The following is a 23664-nucleotide window of genomic DNA, read 5'->3' on the forward strand; positions in this document are numbered from 1 at the left end:
TATTACCTCCCCATGGGTTTTGTTTCTTTATCCTCTCGGTAGATCTCCACCTGCTGTCTTTAGGTGCAAAGAGATCATGGACATCATTCACTACGCCGACTCCGGTTGGTCAATCATTCCGCCCCTGCTGGCCGTTGCCCTGGCAATCCTGACCCGTCGCGTCCTGCTGTCGCTGGGGGTGGGCATAGTCACTGGCAGTCTGCTGCTGAACCAGTTTTCTCCCCTCGATTCCCTGCATTACATGTTGAACACCGTGCTCAAGATCTTCTGGGTCGACGGGGCACTCAACCGTGACAACATCAACATGCTGCTGTTCATGCTGCTGCTGGGCGGCCTCATCAGCCTGATGAGCGTTTCCGGTGCGACCCGGGCCTTTGCCGAGTGGGCCGCCAAGCGCGCCAAGACCCGCAAGGGGGCCAAGACGCTGACCGGCATGATGGTCTTTGCCTTCTTCATCGATGACTTCTTCCACAGCCTGTCGGTGGGGGCCATCTGCCGTCCGGTGACTGACCGCTTCCAGATCTCCCGCGCCAAGCTGGCTTACTTGCTGGACTCCACCGCCGCACCGGTCTGCGTGCTGATGCCCATCTCTTCCTGGGGGGCTTATATCATCGCCCTGGTAGGCGGCATCATGGCGGCTCACGGCATCACCGGGCAGAGCCCCATCTCCGCCTTTGTCGAGATGATCCCGATGAACCTCTATGCGGTGTTTACCCTGATCATGGTGCTGGTGGTGATCGCGTTCCAGCTCGACATCGGCCCGATGCGTCAGCACGAGCAGTGGGCGCTGGAAGGCAAGCTGTGGGATGAGTCCAAGGGGCGCCCCATCGGCCTAGACATGGAGAGCCCGGAGGAGAGCAACGGCGGCATGATCGACATGGTACTGCCGATCCTGACCCTGACCGCGGCCACCGTCTATTTCATGATTGACTCCGGCGCGGCCGTGCTGGCCGCCAATGGCGAGCCGTTCAGCGTGCTCGGCTCGTTCGAGAATACCAACGTCGGCTCGTCCCTGGTATATGGTGCTCTGTGCAGCCTGGTGGTCTCCATCGGTCTGGCCATGCGTCTCAAGCTCGGTGCCAAGAACTGGATCAAGGCTGCGCCGCAGGGGGTCATGGCCATGTTGCCGGCCATCAATATCCTGCTGTTTGCCTGGACCATCGGCTCCGTGGTGCGTGACGTCGAGACCGGCAAGTACCTGGCATCGCTTGCCAACGGCAACCTGCCCATCGAAGTGCTGCCTGCCGTGGTCTTTATCCTCTCCTGCGCCATGGCGTTTGCCACCGGCACCAGCTGGGGCACCTTCGGCATCATGTTGCCATTGGCCGGTGACATGGCTGCGGCCAGTGACATCACGCTGATGCTGCCGATGCTGGCCGCCGTGCTGGCCGGTTCCGTGTTCGGTGATCACAGCTCGCCCATCTCCAGCACCAGTATCCTGTCGGCCACCGGTGCCGGCTGCCACCACATCGACCACGTGATGACCCAGCTGCCCTATGCTCTGGCCATCGCTTTCGGCGCCGCCCTCGGCTATCTGGTGATGGGGCTGATGCACTCGGTGCTGGCAGGTTTCAGCGTCAGTGCACTCTGGTTCGTCATCTTCTCCAGCTACCATTTGCGCAAGGCAAGGTCCCAAGCGGCCCTGGCCATCGCATAAAAAATACAAGGGGCCGCCAGGCCCCTTGGTTTTACTGGGGGCTTTGGTTAGCATGCGCCCCATAAATTCAGTTTCGGAACAGTACCATGGCTTCACTGCACTACAAGTTTGCCACCATGAATTCAGGCAAATCGACCCAGCTCATTCAGGCGCACTTCAATTATCTGGAGCGGGGCATGCATCCCTTGGCCATGACACCCGCCATCGACGACCGCTTCGGGGCCGGTGTGATCAGTGCCCGGGTAGGGTTGGAGCTGAGAGTCGAAGTGTTCAGCGATAGCTGCGATCTGTTCGAGATGGTAAAAGCCCGCCATGCCGAGCGACATATCGATGTGTTCATTGTCGATGAAGCCCAGTTCCTGACCAAGGAACAGGTCTATCAGCTGGCCCGTCTCGTCGACGAGCAAGACATTCCGGTGATCGCCTACGGCCTCAAGACCGATTTTCGCGGTGAGCTGTTTCCCGGCTCCTACCACCTGCTCTGCCTGGCCGACAAGTTCGAGGAGCTGAAAAGCATCTGCTGGTGTGGCAACAAGGCGCACATGAACTCCCGGGTCAATGAAGCAGGGCAAGTGATGCGCGATGGTGAGCAGGTGGAGATCGGCGGCAATGATCGTTATGTCTCCCTGTGCCGCAAACACTATCTGGAAGGACGGGCCTTCAAATAATTCCCTCTTCATTGCGATGAGTGGATAGAAAAAGGCGCCAATCTGGCGCCTTTTTTGTTGCTGGCGGTTCAGTCAATCTCGATGTCGACGGGGGCTATGATGGGATCGGCCACCGGCAGGCGGTGGAACAGCTGGCGAAAGTGCTGCTGCACCCGGCCGATATCCACCAGCGACATGCCAGAGGCGAAGCCAAACCAGACATAGAGACCGGTGAGATCGCGAAACATGGGGGGCAGATAACGGGGCGCACTGATGAGCCCCTCCAGATAGTGCTGATAGAGCACCGGGATGTCGTCCAGGGTCACCTTGCCGACAAACAGCATGGGCAGGATCTCGGGAACCCCCTCCAGCACGGCGCTGCGGATGAAGTTGACCGTCTCCACATAGCCCTTCACATAGGAGAGATCCTTGGTGAAGCAGGCTCCCCCTCGACCATGCCGCCGCGAAACACCCGCTGGGTGATCTTGTAGGCGTCGTGTTCGCTGGTGCCCTGGCCGACGAAGTGCTGGAACACCTCGATGAAGTCGGCGCCGCGCTCCGCCATGTCGATGGCCATCACCCGATCCGAGATGCGCTTGGCCCGGTCCGGGAAGGAGCTGAAGGTGAGGGTTTCTATCAGCACCGCCAACCCCTCCTGACAGGCGGTGATGCGCGGCGAGCCCGCACTGAGCCAGGTGGCATAGGGTTGCTGGCGGCCGTTGAGGGTGGTGCCCACGTGTACCCAGCCCTCGTGGACCTCCAGCACCTGCAGATCCAGCTCGGAGAAGCGGGCGTTGGAGTTGAGCTTGATGTAATCGCCGCCGGCCGCCGCGTCCGAGACGATGCCATCGCTCAGCTTGACCTGCACGGTGCCGTCACTGAAATAGTTCGACAGCTTGCCCTGCAATTTGGCCACCGCCGCTTCCCCCTCGAACTCTTTGGGGTAGGGGCGGACCAGGTGGCGGGCGCCGGGCAGGGAGAAGATGTCGCACAGCCTCGCGCCCAGCTCCTTGAGGGTCTTGCGATCACCGCGCAGGTGATCGCCGGCCGAACCGTACAGCAGCTGGCTGTAGCGCAGGAAGTCCGGTTGGCCGCGCTGGCGCAGCATCTCGATGACCACCATGTATTGATCCACCGTCTCCTGCAGGATGCGACCAAGCTCGTCCTGGGGACCGAGTCGGCGGCGGATCCTGTCCCGCAGCTCCTTGAGCTCCAGATACTTGTTGCGGGGATCGAAGCCGAGGGGGAGCCTATCATAGAAGGCTTTGTTGACGGCCGGCAGCGTGCGTCTTCCACTGGCCAAAAAGTCGGCCTGCAGGTGACGGGGCCACTTGATGGCATCCAGAATGCGGATGGGCTTTTGCAGGATCAAGAGTTCATCCGAGAGGGATTTCAGATGCAGGCGGTACTTTTCTTGGATGGTCATTTAGCCCCCTGTGGGGCGAGTGTGGCGCTGGAATGGGCTGAGTATATGCAGGCGGCTTGCCAAAAAGAAGCGAGGCATGTGCTTATCCGGCCAGTGCGCTTTTGGTTGCCGGAAAATTGGTTTAGACTGCGCCCCTTGATCCCAATTGTGTCGTGGAAATGATGAATATCCCCAGCTCCGAAATGATAATGCGTTGGTTGCAGCAGGCTCGTATCGAGCACTACGTCTGTGATCAGTGCCACGGTATCCACATTGTCTCTCTGCAGTCCGTCGAAGGCATTCAGGAGAGCCGGATCTTCGTCGAAGAGGAAGGGCTGCTGTTTTCATCGGAGCTGGAGGTGCGTCCCTCCGCCTTGCTGCCGTTGGTGGCCGAATTGGGTCGTCTCAACATGCAGTACCCGTCGCTCAAGGTGTTCCTCGACATCATCGATGACAACCTGCCGCGTCTGGTGGTGGGCCACACAGTCTTCACCAAGGCCGGTCTTTCGGTCGAGCAGTTCCTGCTGTTCGTCGAAAGCACCATCGCCACCACCCATGAGGTGGTCTCCGAATGCGAGCGGTTGGGCTTCCTGAATCTGCCGGAAATGCAGGTTGCACCGGAGTCTGTGCACTGATTTGTGCGTTAAATGTGCGAACGGTTCGCCTGATGCAAAAAGCCGTTGACGCCGGCGGGGCTTTCCCCTAAATTACGCCCCGTTCCAGCGCAACGGCGCAGCGAACACCGTGCTTGCTGAGCACGTTAAACAACAGACCAAAATTTGGTGAGGTGTCCGAGTGGCTGAAGGAGCACGCCTGGAAAGTGTGTATACGGCAACGTATCGAGGGTTCGAATCCCTCCCTCACCGCCAAATAAAACAAAAGGGCCTGTCTTGTGACAGGCCCTTTTGTTTTATTCGGTGACGGGCGGCGCGGTTCGGGCCCTGGACGGCCAGAGGCCGCCCGCAGGGCGAGCGCCATGGATGGCGCGAGTCAATCCCGACCCAGCGTACAAATTGAAAAACCGACCTGATGGTCGGTTTTTTGCTTCTGGGAGTACAGTAAAACTGATGCCCACAGCGGGTAGGTGAAAACCCTCGCCGGGTTCGAGCAGAACAGCTTGTTGCGATGAACGGCCGCAGGCAGCCTCGAAGGGATGAGCCACGCAGTGGCGAATGATCCTCTCCTCATAATACCCAAACAACGTAAAAGGGCCTCTCTTGCGATAGGCCCTTTTACTTTATCGGCTGAAGACTGCCTGCCCGGTTCTGACCCAGGCTCGACCTGCGGGCAGGGTAGCCCGGCTGGACGGTCACAGCCCTCCCACAGGGTGAGCGTCAGGGATGGCGCGAATCAATTCTGAGCCACTTGCCCACTTTAAAAGCCCGACCTGCTGGTCGGGCTTTTTTGTTGCTGGCCGGTGATACATCTGTCGATGCGAAGGGCAGGGAATATAGAGCCAAAGCCATGTAGTCAGTGGCAGTCATAGATTGCCCCGCGATGCTCCTTCCTCGCTAGCCATATCACACTATCCAAGTAACCGGCCTGATGGTCGGTTGCTTGGCTATATGGGTGATGCTGTGCTTTGTGCAAGGAAGCTTGCCAAGCTGCCCCATTTTGTTGAGCAGTGCGCTCATCACGTTGCTTCTCTTCTTCTTTGTTACTCTGACGCCAAGAGGCCTGACTTTCGAAGACCTCTTGGCGCGCTTCTTTCTGTTTATCTTTGCCACGGTGAGAGTCTGTGGTGTCCCGCTATTTAACTGGCAAAGAGCCTCTTGCTCAGTGAGTGAACCCTGGGTAATTGGTGATGGGAATAGATATAAACTCTGCCTTGCGCAATGGATTGCCATTTATTGAGTGATTAGTGCTGGTTGTGCAAGGAATAGTGGTTTTATGTGCCAACTACGCAACTTGTTGCGCCGCATGGCGGCTGTGCAAGTGAGAGTTTATTTTAATCGTTTGTTTTTTAAAGAAAAAACTGTTTGGCATGGTCACTGCTAACGGATTCGGTCGAGTGTCATTACCGTTCAACCAATCAGGAGCATACCCATGCCAACTCCATGTTATATCAGCATCGAAGGTAAAACCCAGGGCAACATCACCGCCGGTGCCTTCACCTCTGACTCCGTCGGCAACATCTTCGTGCAAGGTCACGAAGACGAGATGCTGGTACAAGAGTTCCAGCACGTCGTGACCGTGCCGACTGACCCGCAATCCGGTCAGCCTGCGGGTCAGCGTGTCCACAAACCGTTCAAGTTCACCGTTGCGCTGAACAAGGCCGTGCCGCTGATGTACAACTCGCTGGCGTCCGGCGAAATGCTGCCGAAAGTGACCCTGAAGTGGTACCGCACCTCTGTCGAGGGCAAGCAGGAGCACTTCTTCTCTACCGTGCTTACCGATGCAACCATCGTTGACATCGACTGCCAGATGCCGCACTGCCAGGATCCGGCGAAGTCTGACTTCACCCAGCTGATCCAGGTCTCTCTGGCCTACCGCAAAATCGATTGGGAACACACAGTTGCCGGCACTTCCGGTGCGGACGACTGGCGCGCGCCGATCGAGGCGTAATTTGCCAATCAGGGGCACTGCGTGCGGTGCCCCTTGTTTTCCTCACCCATAGCCCGTTGCTTTCAACCAAGTCAGCTTATTTCTCCCTCATTTTTCTTATGTCCGTTTGCCTGGCGTGAGCGGGTACAAGAAAAAATCCGGGTTTACGTCTTGCCGCACGCCGTCAAGGGCGTGCGGTAGCCATGGTGTCAGAAAAACCGGGGCGAAGGCGGATCTCTCACCCGGCTTGCAGTGTCCCACCCGATGGGGCTACACGACATCTCAGAGGCGCGCAGCGATGGCAGACAGCACAGGATTACAATTTACCGTCAAGGTGGGGGCCCTGCCCGAGAGCACCTTTGTGGTGGCCGAGTTTGCGCTGGAGGAAGCGCTCAACCGGCCGTTCAGCCTGCGCCTGGAGCTGGCGAGTGCCCAGCCCGACATAGACTTTGGTGCCGTGCTGGACCAGCCGTGCGAGCTGATGGTGTGGTACAACGGCGAGCCGCAGCGCCGGGTGTGCGGGGTGGTCAGTGACTTCGCGCAGGGTGACAGCGGTTTTCGCCGCACCCGCTATCAGCTCATGGTACAGCCGGCGCTGTGGCGGCTGTCACTTCGCCAGAACTCCCGCATCTTTCAGGCGCAAAAGTCCGATGAAATCCTCTCCATCCTGTTGCAAGAGCACGGCATCACCGACTATGCGTTTGCCCTGAAAAACGAGCACGCCAAGCGGGAATACTGCGTCCAGTACCGGGAAACTGACCTCGATTTCGTGAACCGGCTCGCCGCCGAAGAGGGGATGTTCTACTTCCACGAGTTTGAAGCGGGCAAGCACCGCATCGTGTTTGCCGATGACGCAGCCGCCCTGACCGCCGGCCCCGAGCTCTTTTTCAACCTAGGCAATCGTTCCCTCGAGCAAGGCCCCTATGTCCGCCAGTTCCACTACCGCGAGGCGGTACGCCCCTCGGATGTGGAGCTCAAAGACTACAGCTTCAAGACGCCGGCCTATGGTCTCTCCCACAAGAAACAGGGCGCAGAGCTCGAACACCAGCGCGATACCTACCAGCACTTCGACTATCCGGGTCGCTACAAGCAGGATGGCAGCGGCAAGGCCTTTGCCCAGCACCGGCTGGATGCGCTGCGCAACGACGCGGTGGCGGGCCAGGCTAAGTCCAACTGCGCGGCCTTGCAGCCGGGGCAGAGCTTCTCGCTCACCGAACACCCCAACGGCAGCCTCAACACCGACTGGCAAATCGTGCGCATCCAGCACACCGGCTTGCAGCCGCAGGCGCTGGAAGAGGAAGGCGGCAGCGGCCCCACTGTCTATCACAACGAATTCGGGGTGGTGAAAGCGAGCACTACCTGGCGAGCACGCATCGGCAGCCCCGAGGCCCCCCACAAGCCCATGGTGGATGGCCCGCAAATCGCCATGGTGGTGGGTCCCGAGGGGGAGGAGATTTACTGCGACGAGCATGGCCGGGTCAAGCTGCAATTCCCGTGGGACCGCTACGGCTCGAGCAACGACCAGAGCTCCTGCTGGGTGCGAGTCTCCCAGGGCTGGGCCGGCGGTCAGTACGGCATGATTGCCATCCCGCGCATCGGCCACGAGGTCATTGTCTCGTTCCTGGAGGGGGACCCCGACCAGCCCATCATCACCGGTCGTACCTACCACGCCACCAATCGGCCGCCCTACGAGCTGCCGGCCAACAAGACCCGCACCGTGCTGCGCACCGAAACCCACCAGGGGGAGGGTTTCAACGAACTGCGCTTTGAAGACCAGGCGGGGCAGGAAGAGATTTATATCCACGGTCAGAAAGATCTGAACGTGCTTATCGAGAACGACGCCGCCTGGCACATCAAACACGACGAGCATCGGGATATCGACAACGAGCGGGTGACCCGTGTCAGGAAGGTACCGGGTGAGGAGGGGGCCCCGCCCAGTCTTGGCAACGATCATCTGACCGTTGAAGGAGAGAAGCGGGACCATATCAAGGCTGACTACTCGCTGACCGTGGATGCCTCCATGCATCAAAAACTTGGTCAGCGCTGGCTCACCCAGGCGGGGCAGGAAGTGCATGTAAAAGCCGGTGCCAAGGTGGTGTTGGAAGCTGGCTCTGAAATTACCGTCAAGGTAGGTGGCTGCTTTATCAAGGTTGATGGCGGCGGCGTCACTCTGGTCGGCCCCACCATCAAGATGAACTCGGGTGGCAATGCCGGCTCGGGAACTGGGTGGTCTGGAAAATCGCCACTAGGGCCCTTGGGAGTCAGTGTACCCCCTATACCCAAAGTACCGCTTAGCCCTGCCCAACTGGCCACCATGAAGAGTGCCGCCCCTTTCTGTGAAGAGTGCGAAAAATGCAAGGAGAGTGGTTGTGAAATTTGAGACCACAGCACTGAAGGAATGGGTGCAGATGCAATCTGCTCCCCTTTACGCCTTACTGGGGGCGGCGAGTGACGCAGCGCCTTTGCAGCATTATTACCAGCTGGATGGTCGAGACACACCACGAGGGCTATATCTGGGCACACCTTACCATGATTGGTTGTCTGTGATGCCCTATCTGGTAATGCTCGACAAAGACAGCCCATTCATCGATTGGGCGGAGACGACGGATGCGCATGACTGGGGTTGGCTCGTTGCAAGCGATCAGTCTATCGATTCCCTTTATGCTCATCTGCAGGGACTGACCCAGGTCTGGCATCAGGGGGATGCGGTCTTCTTTCGTTATTGGGATGGGAAGTACCTGTCGAGCATTGTCAATCAGCTTGGTGACGGTGTGACTGCACTGCTGCCTGAGATGCGGAGCTTGTGGTGTCTTGGGCGTGCATTCTCATGGGCTCCTACGGAGCCGCGTGCTGCGCGTCCTTTTCCCTGGTGGGCGCTGCCCCCTGCCATTGCCGCGACATTGGCGAGGCAGGATACCGGCCCCCTCGTCAACAACCTGATGCAGCAATTGGCGGATCAAAACGGTCAGCTCTACTGGTCATTTCCAGAGGCGAACCTGCGCTGCAAGGTTGCTCGCTTTGTCTCCCGTCATTCATCCCCTGATATCGATCTATTTCCGGCGCTGGAAGCGGCGCTGATCAACGAGGTTCAAGCATGAGCAATGCCGGCCAGGCCGTCTTCAACGAAGTGATCGCCGATTATCGCAACGTTCTGAATGCCTATCGCAAGGATGCCGAGTGTTTCTTTCTGGGCGACATGCTCAGCATGGACATGGAGCAGACCATCAAGGTGGGCGACAAAACCATCACGGCATCGTCCAACAGCAAGAAGGCGCAGTCCGTGGTGACGCAATGCCCGCTAAGCGGCACCTTGCGCCTGGTTCATCTGTTTGAATCCGTACGTTTTATTCCTATCGGCAATACCCCGTACAAGGTAGAGGCGGGGAAACTGGTGCGCGGACGATTTGTCAGCGAGGCGGTAGCCAAGGAGGGAACCCTGGATGGCAAGGGCATTGCCGAGGTCGGTAAGCTAACCCCAGGCAAGTCCTATCGAGTGACCTTCTACCCCAATGTGAAGAAGAGCGATCTGGATACCTTGTTCACCTCTTATGTGCCCGTTCAAAAAGACCTGGAGGCATGGCTTACCAAGGAGTGGAACAGTGAGCACAAGGCTGCTTGGGCTCGTTACAGCGGTACTGGTGGTGGGTTTGGCAGCCATGCTCTGGCGGCAGCAAGCGGTATCGGCAAGGCACTGGTCGGGGTGTGGGACGATCTTAAAACCATCTACAACCTGCTGGCCGATCCGGTAGGCAACGCCAAAAAGCTGGCCGCCTTCGGAGTGGACGCAGCGGCCATGGCCAAGGCTGGGGCCTCCCAGATGGAAGCTGCCATGTTGGTACTGCAAGATGAAGCGCTGCTTTATCTTTATGCCTATGCCTTGGTGTGCTGGGTCAAGATGTTGCCCCCTGATCAGCAAACCGAGTTTGGTGCTCAGGTGATTTCGTCGGTGCTGATTGATGTGATCATCGGTGTGGTGCTGACCGGAGGAGCTGGCCTCGCGGCGCGCTATGGTGCCAAGGCTGCCTCCATGGCCAAGAACAGTGACCGGGTTATGCGACTAGTCACCTCCTTGGTCAATCTCTCCAAAAAGCACAATTTGGCCCAGCACGCCCAGAAGGCGAAGAAGGTACTGGTCGCGGGGGCGGCGCCGTTGAGCCCGGCCAAAAAAGCGGATCTCAAGTTGGTCGATGGCAATGCCAAAACGTTGGTGGAAAAAGGAACGGCGGCCAAACGCCGGTTCCAGGGGCACACCGAGATCAAGCAGGTGAACAAGACTCCGGATGCCTCCAAACAGGCGGTTACCCCGGCCAATCGCCCCCATCAACCTGAAGCCAAAACCTGCAAAAACAACTGCCCGGTCTCCATGGTGACCGGGGAAGAACTGCTGGCCCTGCAAGATGGCGAACTGCCCGGTTTGCTGTCCTTTGTCTTTGGGCGCCTCTATCGCACGTCCGCCGTCTCGCAATCCTGCGGCATGGGGATCGGCTGGACTCATGCCCTTGCGCACCGGCTTGAACGTCACGGCGATACCCTGACCTGGTGGGATGAGGAGTCCTTGGCAACTGAGCTGCCATTGCCATCGGTAGCCAGACCCATGGCGACCAACCTGCTGTCGGAGGCGGCGGTCTACCTCGGTGACGAGACTGATGAGGTCATCGTAGCCAAGGCCGGTTCACCATTCCTGCATTTCACTTGGCATGGCGACAGCGGGCGGCTGACCGGTTTTTCCGATCCCTATGGCAATCGACTGACGGTGCGTGCGGACCGTCAAGGACGCCCCGCCTGGGTGGAAAACGAAGGGGGGCTGGCCCTTCGTCTCACCTATGAGGGCGACCACATCATGGCGCTCGAGTTGCAGCGCTTTGATGGCATTGCCTGGCAGTCCCAGGCCACGCTGCAACACTACCACTACGATGACCATGGTCACCTGGTAGCGGCCGAGAATGGGACCGGGGAGTGCGAGCAATATCGCTATCGTGATGATGGGGTTATTGTGGAGCGCCGTCTGGCTGGCGGTGCCGCCTTCTTCTGGGAGTGGGAAGGGGAGGGTAAGGCCGCCCGAGCCATCCGTCACTGGAGCGATGTGGCGGGTTTTGATGTCATCTATGACTGGGATGATGACAAGGGCGAGGTGACGGTCATCAATGCCGATGGCAGTCAGGAGGTGTATCAGCACGACAGTCAGGCGCGTCTTGTTCGCCAGAGAGATCCGGATGGTGCCATTACCGAGTCTGCCTACAATGCCAAAGGGCAGAAAGTGCTGGTCCGTGATCCGCTGGGTGCCGAGACCCATTATCACTATGACGAAGAGGGGCTGTTGGCCCTCGAAGTGGCTCCCGATGGCACTCAAACTGCCTATCAATACTGGGATGGCCGGGTTCGCAAGATAGTGCAGGGGGAGCGCGAATGGCGTTTCGAGCACAACCTGCAAGGCGATCTGATTGCCAGGCGGGATCCTCTGGGGAGCGAAACCCGTTATGACTATACCCCCCAGGGCAAGCTCTGCGCTGTGGTTCACCCAGACGGGAGCCGCACCGAGCTGGTGTGGAACCGCCTAGGCCAGTTGATCGAAGAGAAAGGGGTCGATGGCGGGATAAGCCGTTGGCGCTATGATGAGCGGGGCCGCCAGATCGTGCGGCAAGACCCGCGTGGCGCAATCACACGCTATGAATGGGACGCGGCCGATCGTCTGAGTACCGTTCATTTGCCCGGAGGCGGCATTCGCCGCTATGAGTACAACGCCTATGGCAAGGTCACGGCGCAGTGGGACGAGCAGGGACGTGAGACACGTTTTGAATATCACCCCGGTCTGCATCTGGTGAGTCGGCGCATCAACCCAGATGGCAGCGAGCTCAAATACCGCTATGACAACGCCAAGCTCTTCCTCAGCGAGATTGAGAACGAGCATGGGGAACAGCATCGTATCCACTACCATCCCAACGGGCTGGTGGCACGGGAAACCGGTTTTGATGGGCGCACCACTGCCTATCGTTATGACCTCAACGGACGTCTGAGCGAAAAGGTGGAGTTCGGCAAGCAGGAGACCGAACTGGTCACTCGCTATGAGCGCGACCCCATGGGGCGCTTGTTGACAAAATCCCTGCCAGATGGCCGCGAGTTCGCCTTTGAGTACGACTCCCACGGTCAGCTCATCCGGGTCGATGATGGTGCCTGGCCCCTGGCATTTGACTACGATAGCGCCGGCCATCTGGTGGCCGAGCATCAGGGGTGGGCCTCAAGCTATTTCCAATACGATGCCATGGGGCGGCGGTCACATTGGCAGCTGCCTGACGGCAACCAGCTTGGCTATCACTATCAGCACGGCGCGCTTGGCGGAATTGATCTCAACGGCGCCGAGCTCACGCGCCACCAAGTGGTGGGTGGGCTTGAGCTGCGCAGGCAGCAAGGGGCGCTCACTCAGCAGTATGAATATGACGAGCAGGGGCGCCTGACGGCATTGCGTCTGCAGCGGGGCAAACAGGTCTCCCGCGAGCGGCGTTACGGTTATGACAGAACGGGCAACCTGCTACGTATTGATGACAGTGTGCAGGGAGAAGTGCACTACCGCTACGATCCGCTGGACCGCTTGCTGGAGGTGCGGGGCGAGTTGACCGAGCGCTTCCTGCATGACCCTGCCGGCAACCTCCTGGGTGAAAGCTCGGGTGGTCAGTTCGATGGTGCCCGTACCCAGGGGAACCGGCTGCTGTTGAGTGGGGATCGTCACTTCGAGTACGACGAATTTGGCCGATTGGCAGTAGAGCGGCGCGGCAAGGGCCAGCAACTGGTGACCCGCTATCACTACGACTGTCAACATCAACTGGTGAGGGCCGAGCTGCCCGATGGCAGCAACGCCTGTTATGACTACGATGCCTTTGGTCGTCGCATTCGCAAGACGGTGAGTGGAGCAAAAGGCGGGCAGGTCACCGAATTCTTGTGGCAGGGCAACAACCTGATTGCCGAGAGCAGTTATCAGCTCGGTGATGATCAGCGCCGTACTGACGAGCAGTACCGCAGCTTTATCTATGAACCAGGCAGTTTCAAACCCTTGGCACAACTGGAAGGGGAAGGGCAGAAGGCCGAGGTATTCCATTACCAGCTTGACCACCTTGGTACACCATTGGCACTGACCCGCACAAGCGGGACTACCGCCTGGCAGGTGCGCTATCGAGCCTATGGCAATGTCTGGCGCGAAGAGATCGCCGAGGTGGCCACGCCCTTGCGTTTCCAGGGGCAGTATTTTGACGCCGAGACGGGACTTCACTATAACCGCCACCGCTACTATCAGCCCGGTACGGGTAGATTTATCACCCCCGACCCGATAGGCTTGGCCGGTGGGCTGAATAACTATCAGTATGCCCCTAATCCTATAGGTTGGGTTGACCCGTTAGGACTTCAAAATATCCAGATGGTTTGTCCTGGAGTGAAGGATGCAATAGCTAAGAGTGACTCAGCAAAAGAGTGGGGAACACTGCCTGATGGAACCAACCAAGGCGTCAAGCACTTTGTAGATTATTGGGATAAATATCCGGAAAGAATACCGTCTCTTGAGCAGCGACTTGGTTTGCCAGAGGGGACGTTTAGTCCATCTGTAGAAGGTTTTGAAGCTTTCACTAAGTCGGCCAAAAGTGTTGTTTCATCTGGAGTTGAAAAAGTATTGCCTGATGATAAAAAAATATATTTTAGGCCTGGTGCACAGAAAGAGGCGAAAGGTGTTGTTGTTGTGTTACGACATGGGAAAATACAATCGATGATGCCTAGTGATCCAAAGTCTTTTGGGAAAATGCAATGAAAGTTATAGCAGCCAACGCTCTAGGGTATGAAAGAGAACTAGAAATTATCCTTGGTGGTTTAGTTATATATTGTACGACAACAGTCTTCAGTAAATATGCTGATGTACCATGTGTTGACACTGAGATATTAAATGCAACTATAAAAGATAATTCATTTAATATTGAGTATGCGGTGTTGTTGCGAAATTTGGATGTGATGTTTGAGCAGCCGATTGTTCGTTCGCCAAGTACTATACTGAGTGGGGTTTGTATTGAGAGAGTTGAAGATGACTTATTTTTAATTAGTAATGATTTATTAGGCGTAGTTTCTGTTTCATTTGAGAAGTCAACTGGTTTGTCAGTGGGGGAAAGAATATCTCTGCGTGGGGAGTTATGTATTAATAGTGAGTGTATAGTCTCAATGTGAATTATTATAGACTAGTCTCAGTATTAATTAACTGTTATTTCCGTTTGTATGCACAATGGCGGGTTTTTACACCGACAGGTTTTTAGTTGCTAGCTATTAATAGTGGTGTGTGAAATTATTTTTGGATATTGATGGATTACATAGCATTATTTATGAAAAAAAATAACTTACTGTGTGCGGTTTCATTGTTAATGTTTGGTTGTTCAGTATCGCCAGTAAATGTCTCTGAGTCAGAATTGACTCAAGCTGCCCAGCAGGGCCAGGGTAAGGCGCAATATGAGCTAGCCAACCGTCTGGCGGCCAAGCCGGATTATCCCGAGGCGATGCGCTGGATGAAGCAGGCTGCCGATCAAGTCGGTCCGCTGGCGGCGGATGCCGATATTAGGGGCAAGGCTGCGCTACAGGTGGGAAGTTGGTATCAGGCGGGGTTGGGAGAACCTAAAAATCCTGTACTGGCCAAGCAGTGGTGGCAGCGCTCCGCCAAGTTGGGCAATTCGGAGGCCAGCTATCAACTGGGTCAGGACTGCCGGCAACGGCACAAGGGCAAGCTGGCCAGTGAGTGCCTTGACTGGTTCGAACAAGCTGCCAAGCGCGATCATGCGAATGCCCAGTTGGCTCTGGGGCAGTGGTATGCAGGTCAGGCGGGGGCTGATGAAGATGCCGTCAAGTGGCTGGAGAAAGCCGCCGAACAAGGTAATCGTGATGCCCAATTCCAGCTTGGCGCTCGCTATGAACAGGGGAAAGGGGTGAGCAAACGCCCTGATCTTGCCCTGCGCTGGTATGAGAAAGCCGCCGCTCAGCAACAGCCGGATGCTTTGTTGGTTCTGGCGCGCAAGGCGCCATCTGAAGAGGCATTCGGCCTCTATCAGCGAGCTGCCAATGCGGGGGCTGTATCGGCTCAGCTGTGGTTGGGACAAGCCTACCTGGTCGGTGACCTGGTTGCCCAGGATCTTGCGCTTGGCCGTTATTGGCTGGAGCTGGCAGCAGGCAGTGGTTCCCACGAGGCCGAATATCAATTGAGCCTGCAACAGAGCGATAGCGCCGCGCGAGAACATTGGTTGACACGTGCCGCAGAAGGGGGATTCAGCGAAGCCCAGCTAGCATTGGCGCAATGGCAGAAAGAGCAAGGGGATCTCGTCACAGCGCGCCAGTATTTTGCTTTGGCAGCAGCACAGGGCAACGTCGATGCTCACTATGCCTATGGCGAGATGCTACGGCTGGGATTGGGCGGCAAGGAAGACTACCCGCAGGCGCTTAAACAGTATCGGCTGGCCGCCAATGCCCTGCACCGATCAGCCCAATACCGCATGGGCATGATGCGAGAGCAGGGGTTGGGAGCTCCACGCAATAGACTGCATGCTTATGCGTGGTATCTGCTTGCTGCCACGGATGGAAATAGTGAGGCTTCTGAAGCACGTGACGAGCTTGAAAAAGGTATGACTGAAAAAGAGAAGAGCGCAGGGCAAAAACTTGCTCAGCATTGGTTTGTAGCGCTTTCCCAAGGGAAGAAATTGAACAGTTAGTCTATTTTTTGTCAACAATGATGAGTTTACAATCTACCTGAACGGTCGATGACCCAGAGCGCTTGATATAAGCCGCCTTATCCTGGTGATATCGTCGTGCATATTATGTTCTTCAGTCCCTTCATTGTTTGGCATGGTGAAGGGATTTTTTGTTCTTGAATTGTCATTTTTTGTTACATATTTTTGTCTGGTCGCGACCATCTTTGTCGCACTGGCTCATGGTGAGATGTATGGATCACTAACATTCAAATTTATTGACTCTGGAATCTATTTTTCCGAGAGTGAGGTCTAGTTTCAAGAGTCACATGCGACTATCTTGATTTGATTGTAACTGTCTGTTTTTACTTTACTTTTATATTTCATTTCCTCTTCGTTGATAAATAATCAATTGACTATCTGTGCCACACGCATATACCATGCGGCGCAAATGGCTCTTAGGCCAATATGACCTCTAACAAAGAGTAGAGGCAAAATCGGATTGTATAGATAACAAGATGCATACTGCGTTTTTGGTTATTAGAGCTTCTGCTTTGGTATATCGGAGACGCATCGTCAGCTGATGAACTTCTCACTGAATCCATCGGTGGTTCAGTCAACTGTCATTTTTGACAGTTGTTGGCAAGGGCGTTGGCTATAAGCTTTAGGGTCTTGGTTGACCCTTAACTTGGTATTTAGAGCATGGGAAAAGGAATTGACGGCGGCACTGTTGCGCCCAAAGAACGTATCAACATCAAATATGTACCGGCAACCGGTGGTCAGCAGGCGGAAATAGAGCTTCCGTTGACCATGATGGTGGTCGGCAATATGAAGGGCCGTACTGAAGACACTCCGATCGAGGAGCGTCAGACCGTCTCCATCGACAAGAATAACTTCTCGTCTGTCATGAAAGAATCCGCGCTGGAACTGAAGTTTTCCGTTCCCAATCGTCTGGAAGAAAACAGCCAGGATGAGCTGCCGGTTTCGATCAAGATCCAGTCTCTGGAAGACTTCACCCCTGACAGCGTGGCACAGCAAGTGCCCGAGCTGCGCAAGCTGCTGGAACTGCGCGAGGCCTTGGTTGCCCTGAAGGGGCCGCTGGGCAATATCCCCGCCTTCCGCAATCGTTTGCAGGATCTGCTGTCCAGTGATGACGCTCGTGAGCAGCTGCTCAAAGAGCTGGATTTGATTAAGCCTGCCGAGTGATCGCCGGGTTGGATTGACTGAACGAGAAAGGAACAAACATGTCTTTGGTCGAAGAACAGGTTCAAGCGGGGGCGGGTGCCGCCTCCTCGTCCTTGCTGGACGAAATCATGGCGCAGGCTCGTATCACCCCGGTGGATGAAGGTTACAGCGTTGCCAAGCAGGGGGTTGCAGCCCTGATCGCCAACATTCTGGACAGCGGTACCACCAGCGAGCCAGTCAACAAGGCGCTGGTGGACAGCATGATTGTCGAGCTCGACAAGAAGCTCAGCAAGCAGATGGACGTCATCCTGCATGCCAAAGAGCTGCAGGAGATGGAGTCCTCCTGGCGCTCCCTGAAGCTCTTGGTGGATCGCACCGATTTTCGCGAGAACATCAAGATCCAGGTGCTACATGCCACCAAAGAAGAGCTGCTGGAAGATTTTGAGTTCTCGCCCGAAATCACCCAGTCCGGCCTCTACAAGCATGTCTACTCGACTGGCTACGGTCAGTTCGGTGGCCAGCCCGTCGGCGCTGTAATCGGTGATTACGCCTTTACCCACAGCTCACCCGACATCAAGCTGATGCAATACGTCAGTGCGGTGGGTGCCATGGCCCATGCGCCGTTTATCTCTTCCGTCGCACCAGCCTTCTTCGGCGTCGACAGCTTTACCGATCTGCCTTCCATCAAGGATCTGAAATCGGTTTTCGAAGGGCCGGCCTACACCAAGTGGCGCTCCCTGCGTGAATCGGAAGATGCCCGTTATCTGGGGCTGACCGCACCGCGCTTCCTGGCGCGTCTGCCCTACGACCCGACCGAAAACCCCATCAAGGGCTTCAACTATCAGGAAGACATCAGCTCGGATCACGACCACTATCTGTGGGGCAACACCGCCTACCTGATGGGTACTTCCCTGACCGACAGTTTCGCCAAGTATCGCTGGTGCCCGAACATCATAGGCCCGCAGAGCGGTGGTGCCATCCACGACCTGCCGGTGCACGTCTACGAGGCCATGGGTCAGCTGCAGGCGAAGATCCCGACCGAGGTGCTCATCACCGACCGTCGCGAATACGAGCTGTCGGAAGAGGGTTTCATCACCCTGACCATGCGCAAGGACAGCGACAACGCCGCCTTCTTCTCCGCCAACTCGGTGCAAAAACCCAAGGTGTTCCCGAACACCAAGGAAGGCAAAGAAGCGGAAACCAACTACAAGCTGGGTACCCAGCTGCCCTACATGTTCATCATCAACCGCCTGGCGCACTACATCAAAGTGCTGCAGCGCGAGCAGATCGGTTCCTGGAAGGAGCGTCAGGATCTGGAACGCGAGCTGAATGGCTGGATCAAGCAGTACGTTGCCGATCAGGAAAACCCGCCGGCAGACGTACGTAGCCGTCGTCCGCTGCGCGCCGCCCAGATCAAGGTGCTGGATGTGGAAGGGGAGCCGGGCTGGTACCAGGTTGCCATGGCCGTGCGCCCGCACTTCAAGTACATGGGGGCGAGCTTCGAGCTCTCTCTGGTAGGTCGACTGGACAAGGAATAAGGCCCGATGCCGCATCTCTCTTCCTGGGATAGAGGAAATGCGGCCAGCCTGTTTGATCGCATCCGGGGGGAGGGGCTTGGCTCCTCCCCTCGTTCGGAAGTTGATGAACTGGTCGACTCTGTCAAACGGCAGCTCGACCAGATCCTCAACACCCGCCCCGGCAATTGCCGCAGTGCACCCGATCTGGGGGTCATTGATCTCAATGACGCCACTCAGGGCAGTGCGGATATCAAGGGGCGGATCCGGGAGGCGATCCGGCAATGCATCCGTCGTTATGAACCACGGATCATCCATGTGGATGTTCGTTCACCCGACTATCAGGCGAGTCCACTTGAGATGTCGTTTCAGGTGACGGCCCACGTTCGGCTGGAGCATATCGAGCAAGTTACCTCGTTCAACGTCCATATGGACAGTCACCGTCATTACCGCATGGTCTGATCAATGTCGCTGGAACATTACTTCAGGGATGAACTGGCATTTTTGCGCCTGCAAGGGCGCGAATTTGCCGACGCCTATCCCGAGCTCACCCGCTTTCTGTCGGAGCAGAACACCGATCCGGACGTGGAACGCCTGCTGGAGGGGTTCGCCTTCCTCACGGGCAACCTGCGCGCCAAGATTGAGGATGAGTTTCCCGAGCTGACTCACGGTCTGCTTAACATGCTCTGGCCCAACTACCTGCGTCCCGTGCCCAGCATGACCATCATGCAGTTTTCGGTCATTCCGGGCGCCATCGCCCAGCCGGCGCTGGTCAGGCAAGGTTGTCAGCTCGACAGTCTGCCCCTGGACGAGGTGACCTGTCATTTCCAGACCTGTCACGATACCTGGGTCTATCCGGCCGATATCCGTCATATCGCGGCCCAGAGCGGCAACGATCTCTCTACCATTTCGCTGGATATCGTCCTGCATGCTCCTTTGCCGCTGAGCGAGTTGCAGCTGGACAAGCTGCGCTTCTTCCTTGGTGGTGACAGCTACACCGCCTATGAACTCTACTTCTGGCTCTCCAACCAGCTCTCCCATATCGAGCTGGAGATCGACGGCAAGCGCTTTCGCCAAGGGGCCAAAGCCCTCAAGTCGGTCGGCTTCGAGCGCGATGACGCGCTCTTGCCCTATCCGAACAACGTCTATTCCGGCTACCGGATCCTGCAGGAGTACTTCTGCTTCCCGGAAAGCTTCCTCTTCTTCGAACTCTCCGGTGGCGAGTGGCCCAAACAGCCGCTGCCGGTGAGCGAATTCAAGGTGCACTTCTGCTTCGACCGGCCATTGCCGGCGGAGCTCAAGATCCGTCCCGACTCCTTCATGCTCAACTGTGTACCGGCCATCAACCTGTTCCAGCACGACAGCGAGCCGGTCAACCTCAACGGTCGTCAGGCGGAGTATCCCCTCAAGGCGAGCTATCGCCATGCCGACAGCTTCGAGATCTTCTCGGTGGATCAGGTGGAGGGCTGGGTCGAGGGGAACCTCGGCCGCTCCCGCGGTACGCCGCGCATCTATCAGCCGTTCGAGAGCTTCCAGCACCAGATCGAGCGGGCCAAGCAGCGGCTGGCGCTCTACTACCGGGTGCGGGTCAAGGAGGCGGTGAGCGGGGATGGCTTCGAGCACAGCCTCTCATTCGTGCGCGGGGATGAAACCACCACGGTCGAACTGGATGAATCCATCTCGGTGACGCTCACCTGCACCAACCGCTCTCGCGCTGCCCGTCTCAAGGTGGGCAGCGTCTGCGTACCGACCGGCAGCTCGCCCTCGTTTGCCACCTTCCGCAACCTGATCCGGCCGACCCGGCCGCTGCGCCCGGCGCTGGACGGCAGTCTGCACTGGACGCTGATATCCAACCTGTCGCTCAACTATGTCTCCCTGCTGCGCCGCGATGCCCTGGTGCAGGTGCTGCGCACCTACGACTTTCCGGCGCTGCACGACAAGCAGGCGGAGCAGGCCTCGCGCAAGCGGCTGGCGGGGATCGAGGAGATCGAGACCAAGCCGGTGGACCGGCTGGTGCGCGGCATGCCGGTGCGGGGGCTCAAGTCGGTGCTCTCCATCCGCCAGTCCGCCTTTGGCAGCGAAGGGGAGCTCTATCTGTTCAGTACCGTACTGGCCCACTTCTTCTCGCTCTATGCCAGCGTCAACGCCTTCCACCTGCTTGAGGTGGTCAATCTCGACAACAAGGAGCGCTATCAATGGCCAGTCCAGATCGGTCAGCACTCCCTGATGTGAGCGCCGCCCGGGAGGCGCCCCGCTTCAACTTCTTCCAGCTGGTTGAGCTGCTCAATCGGCTCGATGGTGCCGATCAGGAGCGGGGGCTCGACTACCTGCCCGGTGACGAGAACATCCGCTTCAAGGCGACCGCCTCCCTGGGGTTTCCCACCAGCGACGTGCTGCAGATTGGTCGGGACGGGCAGGGGCGTCACGAGTTGGAGGTGGCCTTCCTCGGCCTGCACGGCAGCCAGTCGCCGATGCCCGGCTATTACCTCGATTCGCTGGCGTGGGAGTACGCCCAGGGGGAGCAGAAGCTCGGCCTGTTTCTGGACTTCTTCCACCACCGTCTGCTGACCCTGCTGCACCGGATCTGGCGCAAGTATCGCTACCACGTGCGGTTTCAGGACAACGGCGAGGATGGTTTCTCCCGCCTGATGTTCGCCCTGGTGGGGCTTGGCAATGAGGCGGTCTGCCAGAGCCTGCCGGTCAACCGGGCCAAGATGCTCTCCTACGCGGGCATGCTGGCCAGCCCCAGCCGCTCCCCCGAGGTGGTGGCCGGTCTGGTGGCCCACTGCTTCGATCTGGCCGACGTGCAGGTGAGTGCCTGGCAGTGGCGCAAGGTGCCTATTCATGAGGATCAGCAAAATCGCCTCGGCGGCGCCTGCGCCACCCTGGGGAGCGATTTTGTCATCGGTGACAAGGTGAATGACTGTGCCGGCAAGTTCTTGTTGAAGATCAACAACCTGAGCTTTGGCCAGTTTCTCGGCTTTCTGCCGAACGGGGAGCACTTTCATGCCCTGGTGACCTTCGTCTCCTTCATCCTGCGCGATCAGCTGGCCTGGGATCTACGTCTGGGATTCGGCCAGGAGCAGGCGAGGGGGTTGAGGCTGGGGGAGGAGCAGAGTGCCCGCCTGGGGTGGAGTACCTTTCTCGGCCAGCCGCCGAGTGATCCGTTCGTGACCATCTGCGTGCAGGAATGAGTGCAGACATCAGCAGCGCAGAAAATTTAACTACAGGAATCAGTGCAGGAGTAACTGTGGACGATTTTAACCAGCAACTTTCCCTGGTGGTGCTCAACAGCGAACAGCTCGACGGCAGCCAGCAGGTGCAGTACCGCTTCGACGAGATGGGGGGGACCCTGGGGGCCTCCGAACAGGATGACTGGCAACTGCGCGACAGGCTGGGGGCCGTCATGCCCGCCCACGCCCGCATCGAGCTCAACGACGGTCGCTTCTGCCTGTGCGATCTGAGCGGCCAGACCTATATCAACGGGGCCACCTCGCCCATCGGGCGGGCCCGCAAGGTGCATCTGGAGCAGGGGGACGAGCTCGTGGTCGGCCCGTTCCGGTTGCGCGCCTACCTGGGGGCCATCACCCCCGAGCAGAGCCTGCAACAGGTGCTGGGCAACCGTCCCACCGAGCAGCTCGACGAGTGGCTGACCAGCGATGAGCCGGTCGTACCGGCTGACGATCCGCGCACCCTGGCGGCCGATCCCTTGCTGGCATTGCAGCAGGAGCGCAGAGCGCCCAATCCGTTGATGGATGGTCCGCTGGCGGACGGTCGCCTGCAGGCTTCACTGCGTTCACAACCGGATGTGGACGTTCCCCCTCTTGCCCCTTTTTCTGCTGTCGAGAACACCATGAACCAAGAATTTCTGGATATGCCCGCCATCGAGAACCATCCCGATTATCAGCTGTCGCTGGACGGCGTCGACCACGTGGCACTGACCCCGCTGATGCGTGGCCTGGGCCAACCCTTGCAACTGCAGGACACCCAGCAGGCCCACGACATGCTCGAAGAGATGGGCAAGACGGTGCGGGCCATGGTGGAGGGGCTGCTGCAGCTGCAAAACGAGCAGGCGGCACTGGCGGACAAGCACCTGCGTCCCATCGAGGACAACCCGCTGCGCCTGGGCCTTGATTATGACGAGACCCTGGCGGTGCTGTTTGCCGAGCAGAAGAGCCCGGTCCACCTGAGCGCACCGGCGGCGGTGGCCGAGAGCCTGCACAACGTGCGCATCCACCACGTGGCGAACCAGCAGGCCATCGGCGCGGCGCTCGACAGCATCTTGCAGGCGTTTTCGCCGCAGGCGCTGCTGGGGCGTTTCGAGCAATACCGCCGCAGCGGTGCACCGGGCACGGCCGACGAAGGCTGGGCCTGGGACATGTACCAGCACTACTACCGCGAGCTCACCTCCGCCCGCCAGCAGGGGTTCGACAAGCTGTTCCACCAGGTGTATGCCCAGGCCTATGACCAGGCCGTGCGTCAGCAACAGGGACTGATTTGATGATACGAGCGCTGATGCTGGGCGCCGCGCTGCTGGCCCTGGCAGGTTGTACCACCATGGGCAAGATGGCAGACGTGGCCATGAACCCGGATATCCAGGTGGGCAGCAACAATGATCAGCCCTCTACCCTGGGGCTGAGTCTGCTGGCGGAGCCTGACGTCAATCCCAATGAGAGCGGGGAGGCGGCGCCCATCGAGTTTCAGGTGGTGTTGCTGGCGGAGGATTCCAAGCTGCTTGCCACCGACTACGACCAGGTGACCGCGGACGTGGAGAAGGCCCTTGGCAAGAACTACCTGGACCATCAGGACTACACCCTGCTGCCGGGCCAGTTCAAATACCTGCCCCCCATCAAGCTCGACGAGAAGACCCGCTACATCGGGGTGATCGCACGCTACGCCGACCCCGACAGCGCCGAGTGGCGCAAGGTCATCAAGATCAAGAGCAAGGGAACGGCTTATCAAATCCTGGTGCACCTGCGCCTGGATGAAGTGGAACTGCAAAAAGAAGAAGAATAAC

16 protein-coding genes, 1 tRNA gene and 1 pseudogene are annotated in these 23664 nt (G+C 58.0%); 17 read left to right on the forward strand and 1 reads right to left on the reverse strand.

The window, feature by feature from the left end; all coding sequences use genetic code 11:
• Nucleotides 1–76 precede the first annotated feature (76 nt).
• Nucleotides 77–1657 carry a Na+/H+ antiporter NhaC family protein gene (locus tag ACPDZI_RS08835; protein WP_194758538.1) on the forward strand — a complete coding sequence of 527 codons (1581 nt, stop codon included), beginning with the start codon at nucleotides 77–79 and terminating at the stop codon, nucleotides 1655–1657.
• A gap of 86 nt (nucleotides 1658–1743) precedes the next feature.
• The gene (locus ACPDZI_RS08840; protein ID WP_076359622.1) at nucleotides 1744–2325 is read left to right on the forward strand and encodes a thymidine kinase; all 582 of its coding nucleotides are present in this window, start codon (nucleotides 1744–1746) and stop codon (nucleotides 2323–2325) included.
• Nucleotides 2326–2393: 68 nt separating this feature from the next.
• Here ACPDZI_RS08840 and ACPDZI_RS08845 read toward each other — a convergent pair.
• A pseudogene (locus ACPDZI_RS08845) lies at nucleotides 2394–3730 on the reverse strand (flavohemoglobin expression-modulating QEGLA motif protein).
• A gap of 158 nt (nucleotides 3731–3888) precedes the next feature.
• Between ACPDZI_RS08845 and ACPDZI_RS08850 the strand changes: the two are divergent.
• The 15 genes from ACPDZI_RS08850 (at nucleotide 3889) to tssJ (ending at nucleotide 23663) form a co-directional block, all read left to right on the forward strand.
• Nucleotides 3889–4344: a YbjN domain-containing protein gene (locus tag ACPDZI_RS08850; RefSeq protein ID WP_161969062.1), complete on the forward strand. Its 456-nt coding sequence runs from the start codon at nucleotides 3889–3891 to the stop codon at nucleotides 4342–4344.
• Nucleotides 4345–4490: 146 nt separating this feature from the next.
• Nucleotides 4491–4578 (forward strand) — tRNA-Ser (locus tag ACPDZI_RS08855).
• A 1177-nt stretch (nucleotides 4579–5755) separates the two neighbouring features.
• Nucleotides 5756–6274, forward strand: coding sequence for a type VI secretion system effector Hcp1 (gene hcp1, locus ACPDZI_RS08860; RefSeq protein WP_010634822.1), 519 nt, complete (start codon nucleotides 5756–5758; stop codon nucleotides 6272–6274).
• A 277-nt stretch (nucleotides 6275–6551) separates the two neighbouring features.
• Nucleotides 6552–8633: a type VI secretion system tip protein TssI/VgrG gene (tssI, locus tag ACPDZI_RS08865; RefSeq protein ID WP_438834364.1), complete on the forward strand. Its 2082-nt coding sequence runs from the start codon at nucleotides 6552–6554 to the stop codon at nucleotides 8631–8633.
• Entirely contained in the window at nucleotides 8623–9351 is a 729-nt protein-coding gene (locus tag ACPDZI_RS08870; RefSeq protein WP_438834365.1) for a DUF4123 domain-containing protein, read from the forward strand. The genes tssI and ACPDZI_RS08870 overlap by 11 nt, the downstream gene beginning before the upstream one ends.
• A complete protein-coding gene (locus ACPDZI_RS08875) occupies nucleotides 9348–14042 on the forward strand; it encodes an RHS repeat-associated core domain-containing protein (RefSeq protein WP_438834366.1) in 4695 nt (1564 codons plus the stop codon). The genes ACPDZI_RS08870 and ACPDZI_RS08875 overlap by 4 nt, the downstream gene beginning before the upstream one ends.
• Nucleotides 14039–14449 (forward strand): hypothetical protein, encoded by a 411-nt coding sequence (locus ACPDZI_RS08880; RefSeq protein WP_438834367.1) that lies wholly within the window; start codon nucleotides 14039–14041, stop codon nucleotides 14447–14449. The genes ACPDZI_RS08875 and ACPDZI_RS08880 overlap by 4 nt, the downstream gene beginning before the upstream one ends.
• A 191-nt stretch (nucleotides 14450–14640) precedes the next feature.
• Nucleotides 14641–15972 (forward strand): tetratricopeptide repeat protein, encoded by a 1332-nt coding sequence (locus ACPDZI_RS08885; protein WP_438834561.1) that lies wholly within the window; start codon nucleotides 14641–14643, stop codon nucleotides 15970–15972.
• Between the two features lie 678 nt (nucleotides 15973–16650).
• On the forward strand, nucleotides 16651–17154 hold the full coding sequence (gene tssB, locus ACPDZI_RS08890) for a type VI secretion system contractile sheath small subunit (protein ID WP_005299975.1): 504 nt from the start codon (nucleotides 16651–16653) through the stop codon (nucleotides 17152–17154).
• A 38-nt stretch (nucleotides 17155–17192) separates the two neighbouring features.
• Nucleotides 17193–18671: a type VI secretion system contractile sheath large subunit gene (gene tssC / locus ACPDZI_RS08895; protein ID WP_017411069.1), complete on the forward strand. Its 1479-nt coding sequence runs from the start codon at nucleotides 17193–17195 to the stop codon at nucleotides 18669–18671.
• Nucleotides 18672–18677: 6 nt separating this feature from the next.
• Nucleotides 18678–19109, forward strand: coding sequence for a type VI secretion system baseplate subunit TssE (tssE, locus tag ACPDZI_RS08900; protein ID WP_005299981.1), 432 nt, complete (start codon nucleotides 18678–18680; stop codon nucleotides 19107–19109).
• Nucleotides 19110–19112: 3 nt separating this feature from the next.
• Nucleotides 19113–20879, forward strand: coding sequence for a type VI secretion system baseplate subunit TssF (gene tssF, locus ACPDZI_RS08905; RefSeq protein WP_438834368.1), 1767 nt, complete (start codon nucleotides 19113–19115; stop codon nucleotides 20877–20879).
• Nucleotides 20843–21841, forward strand: a complete 999-nt coding sequence (tssG, locus tag ACPDZI_RS08910; RefSeq protein WP_128272053.1) for a type VI secretion system baseplate subunit TssG — start codon at nucleotides 20843–20845, stop codon at nucleotides 21839–21841. Before tssF ends, tssG begins: the two co-directional genes overlap by 37 nt.
• A 56-nt stretch (nucleotides 21842–21897) precedes the next feature.
• The gene (gene tagH / locus ACPDZI_RS08915) at nucleotides 21898–23148 is read left to right on the forward strand and encodes a type VI secretion system-associated FHA domain protein TagH (RefSeq protein WP_011705717.1); all 1251 of its coding nucleotides are present in this window, start codon (nucleotides 21898–21900) and stop codon (nucleotides 23146–23148) included.
• A complete protein-coding gene (tssJ, locus tag ACPDZI_RS08920; RefSeq protein WP_041215374.1) occupies nucleotides 23148–23663 on the forward strand; it encodes a type VI secretion system lipoprotein TssJ in 516 nt (171 codons plus the stop codon). Before tagH ends, tssJ begins: the two co-directional genes overlap by 1 nt.
• Nucleotide 23664 lies beyond the last annotated feature (1 nt).

Origin of the sequence: Aeromonas oralensis, assembly GCF_049665575.1 — a bacterium.
GTDB classification, from domain to species: Bacteria; Pseudomonadota; Gammaproteobacteria; order Enterobacterales; family Aeromonadaceae; genus Aeromonas; species Aeromonas hydrophila.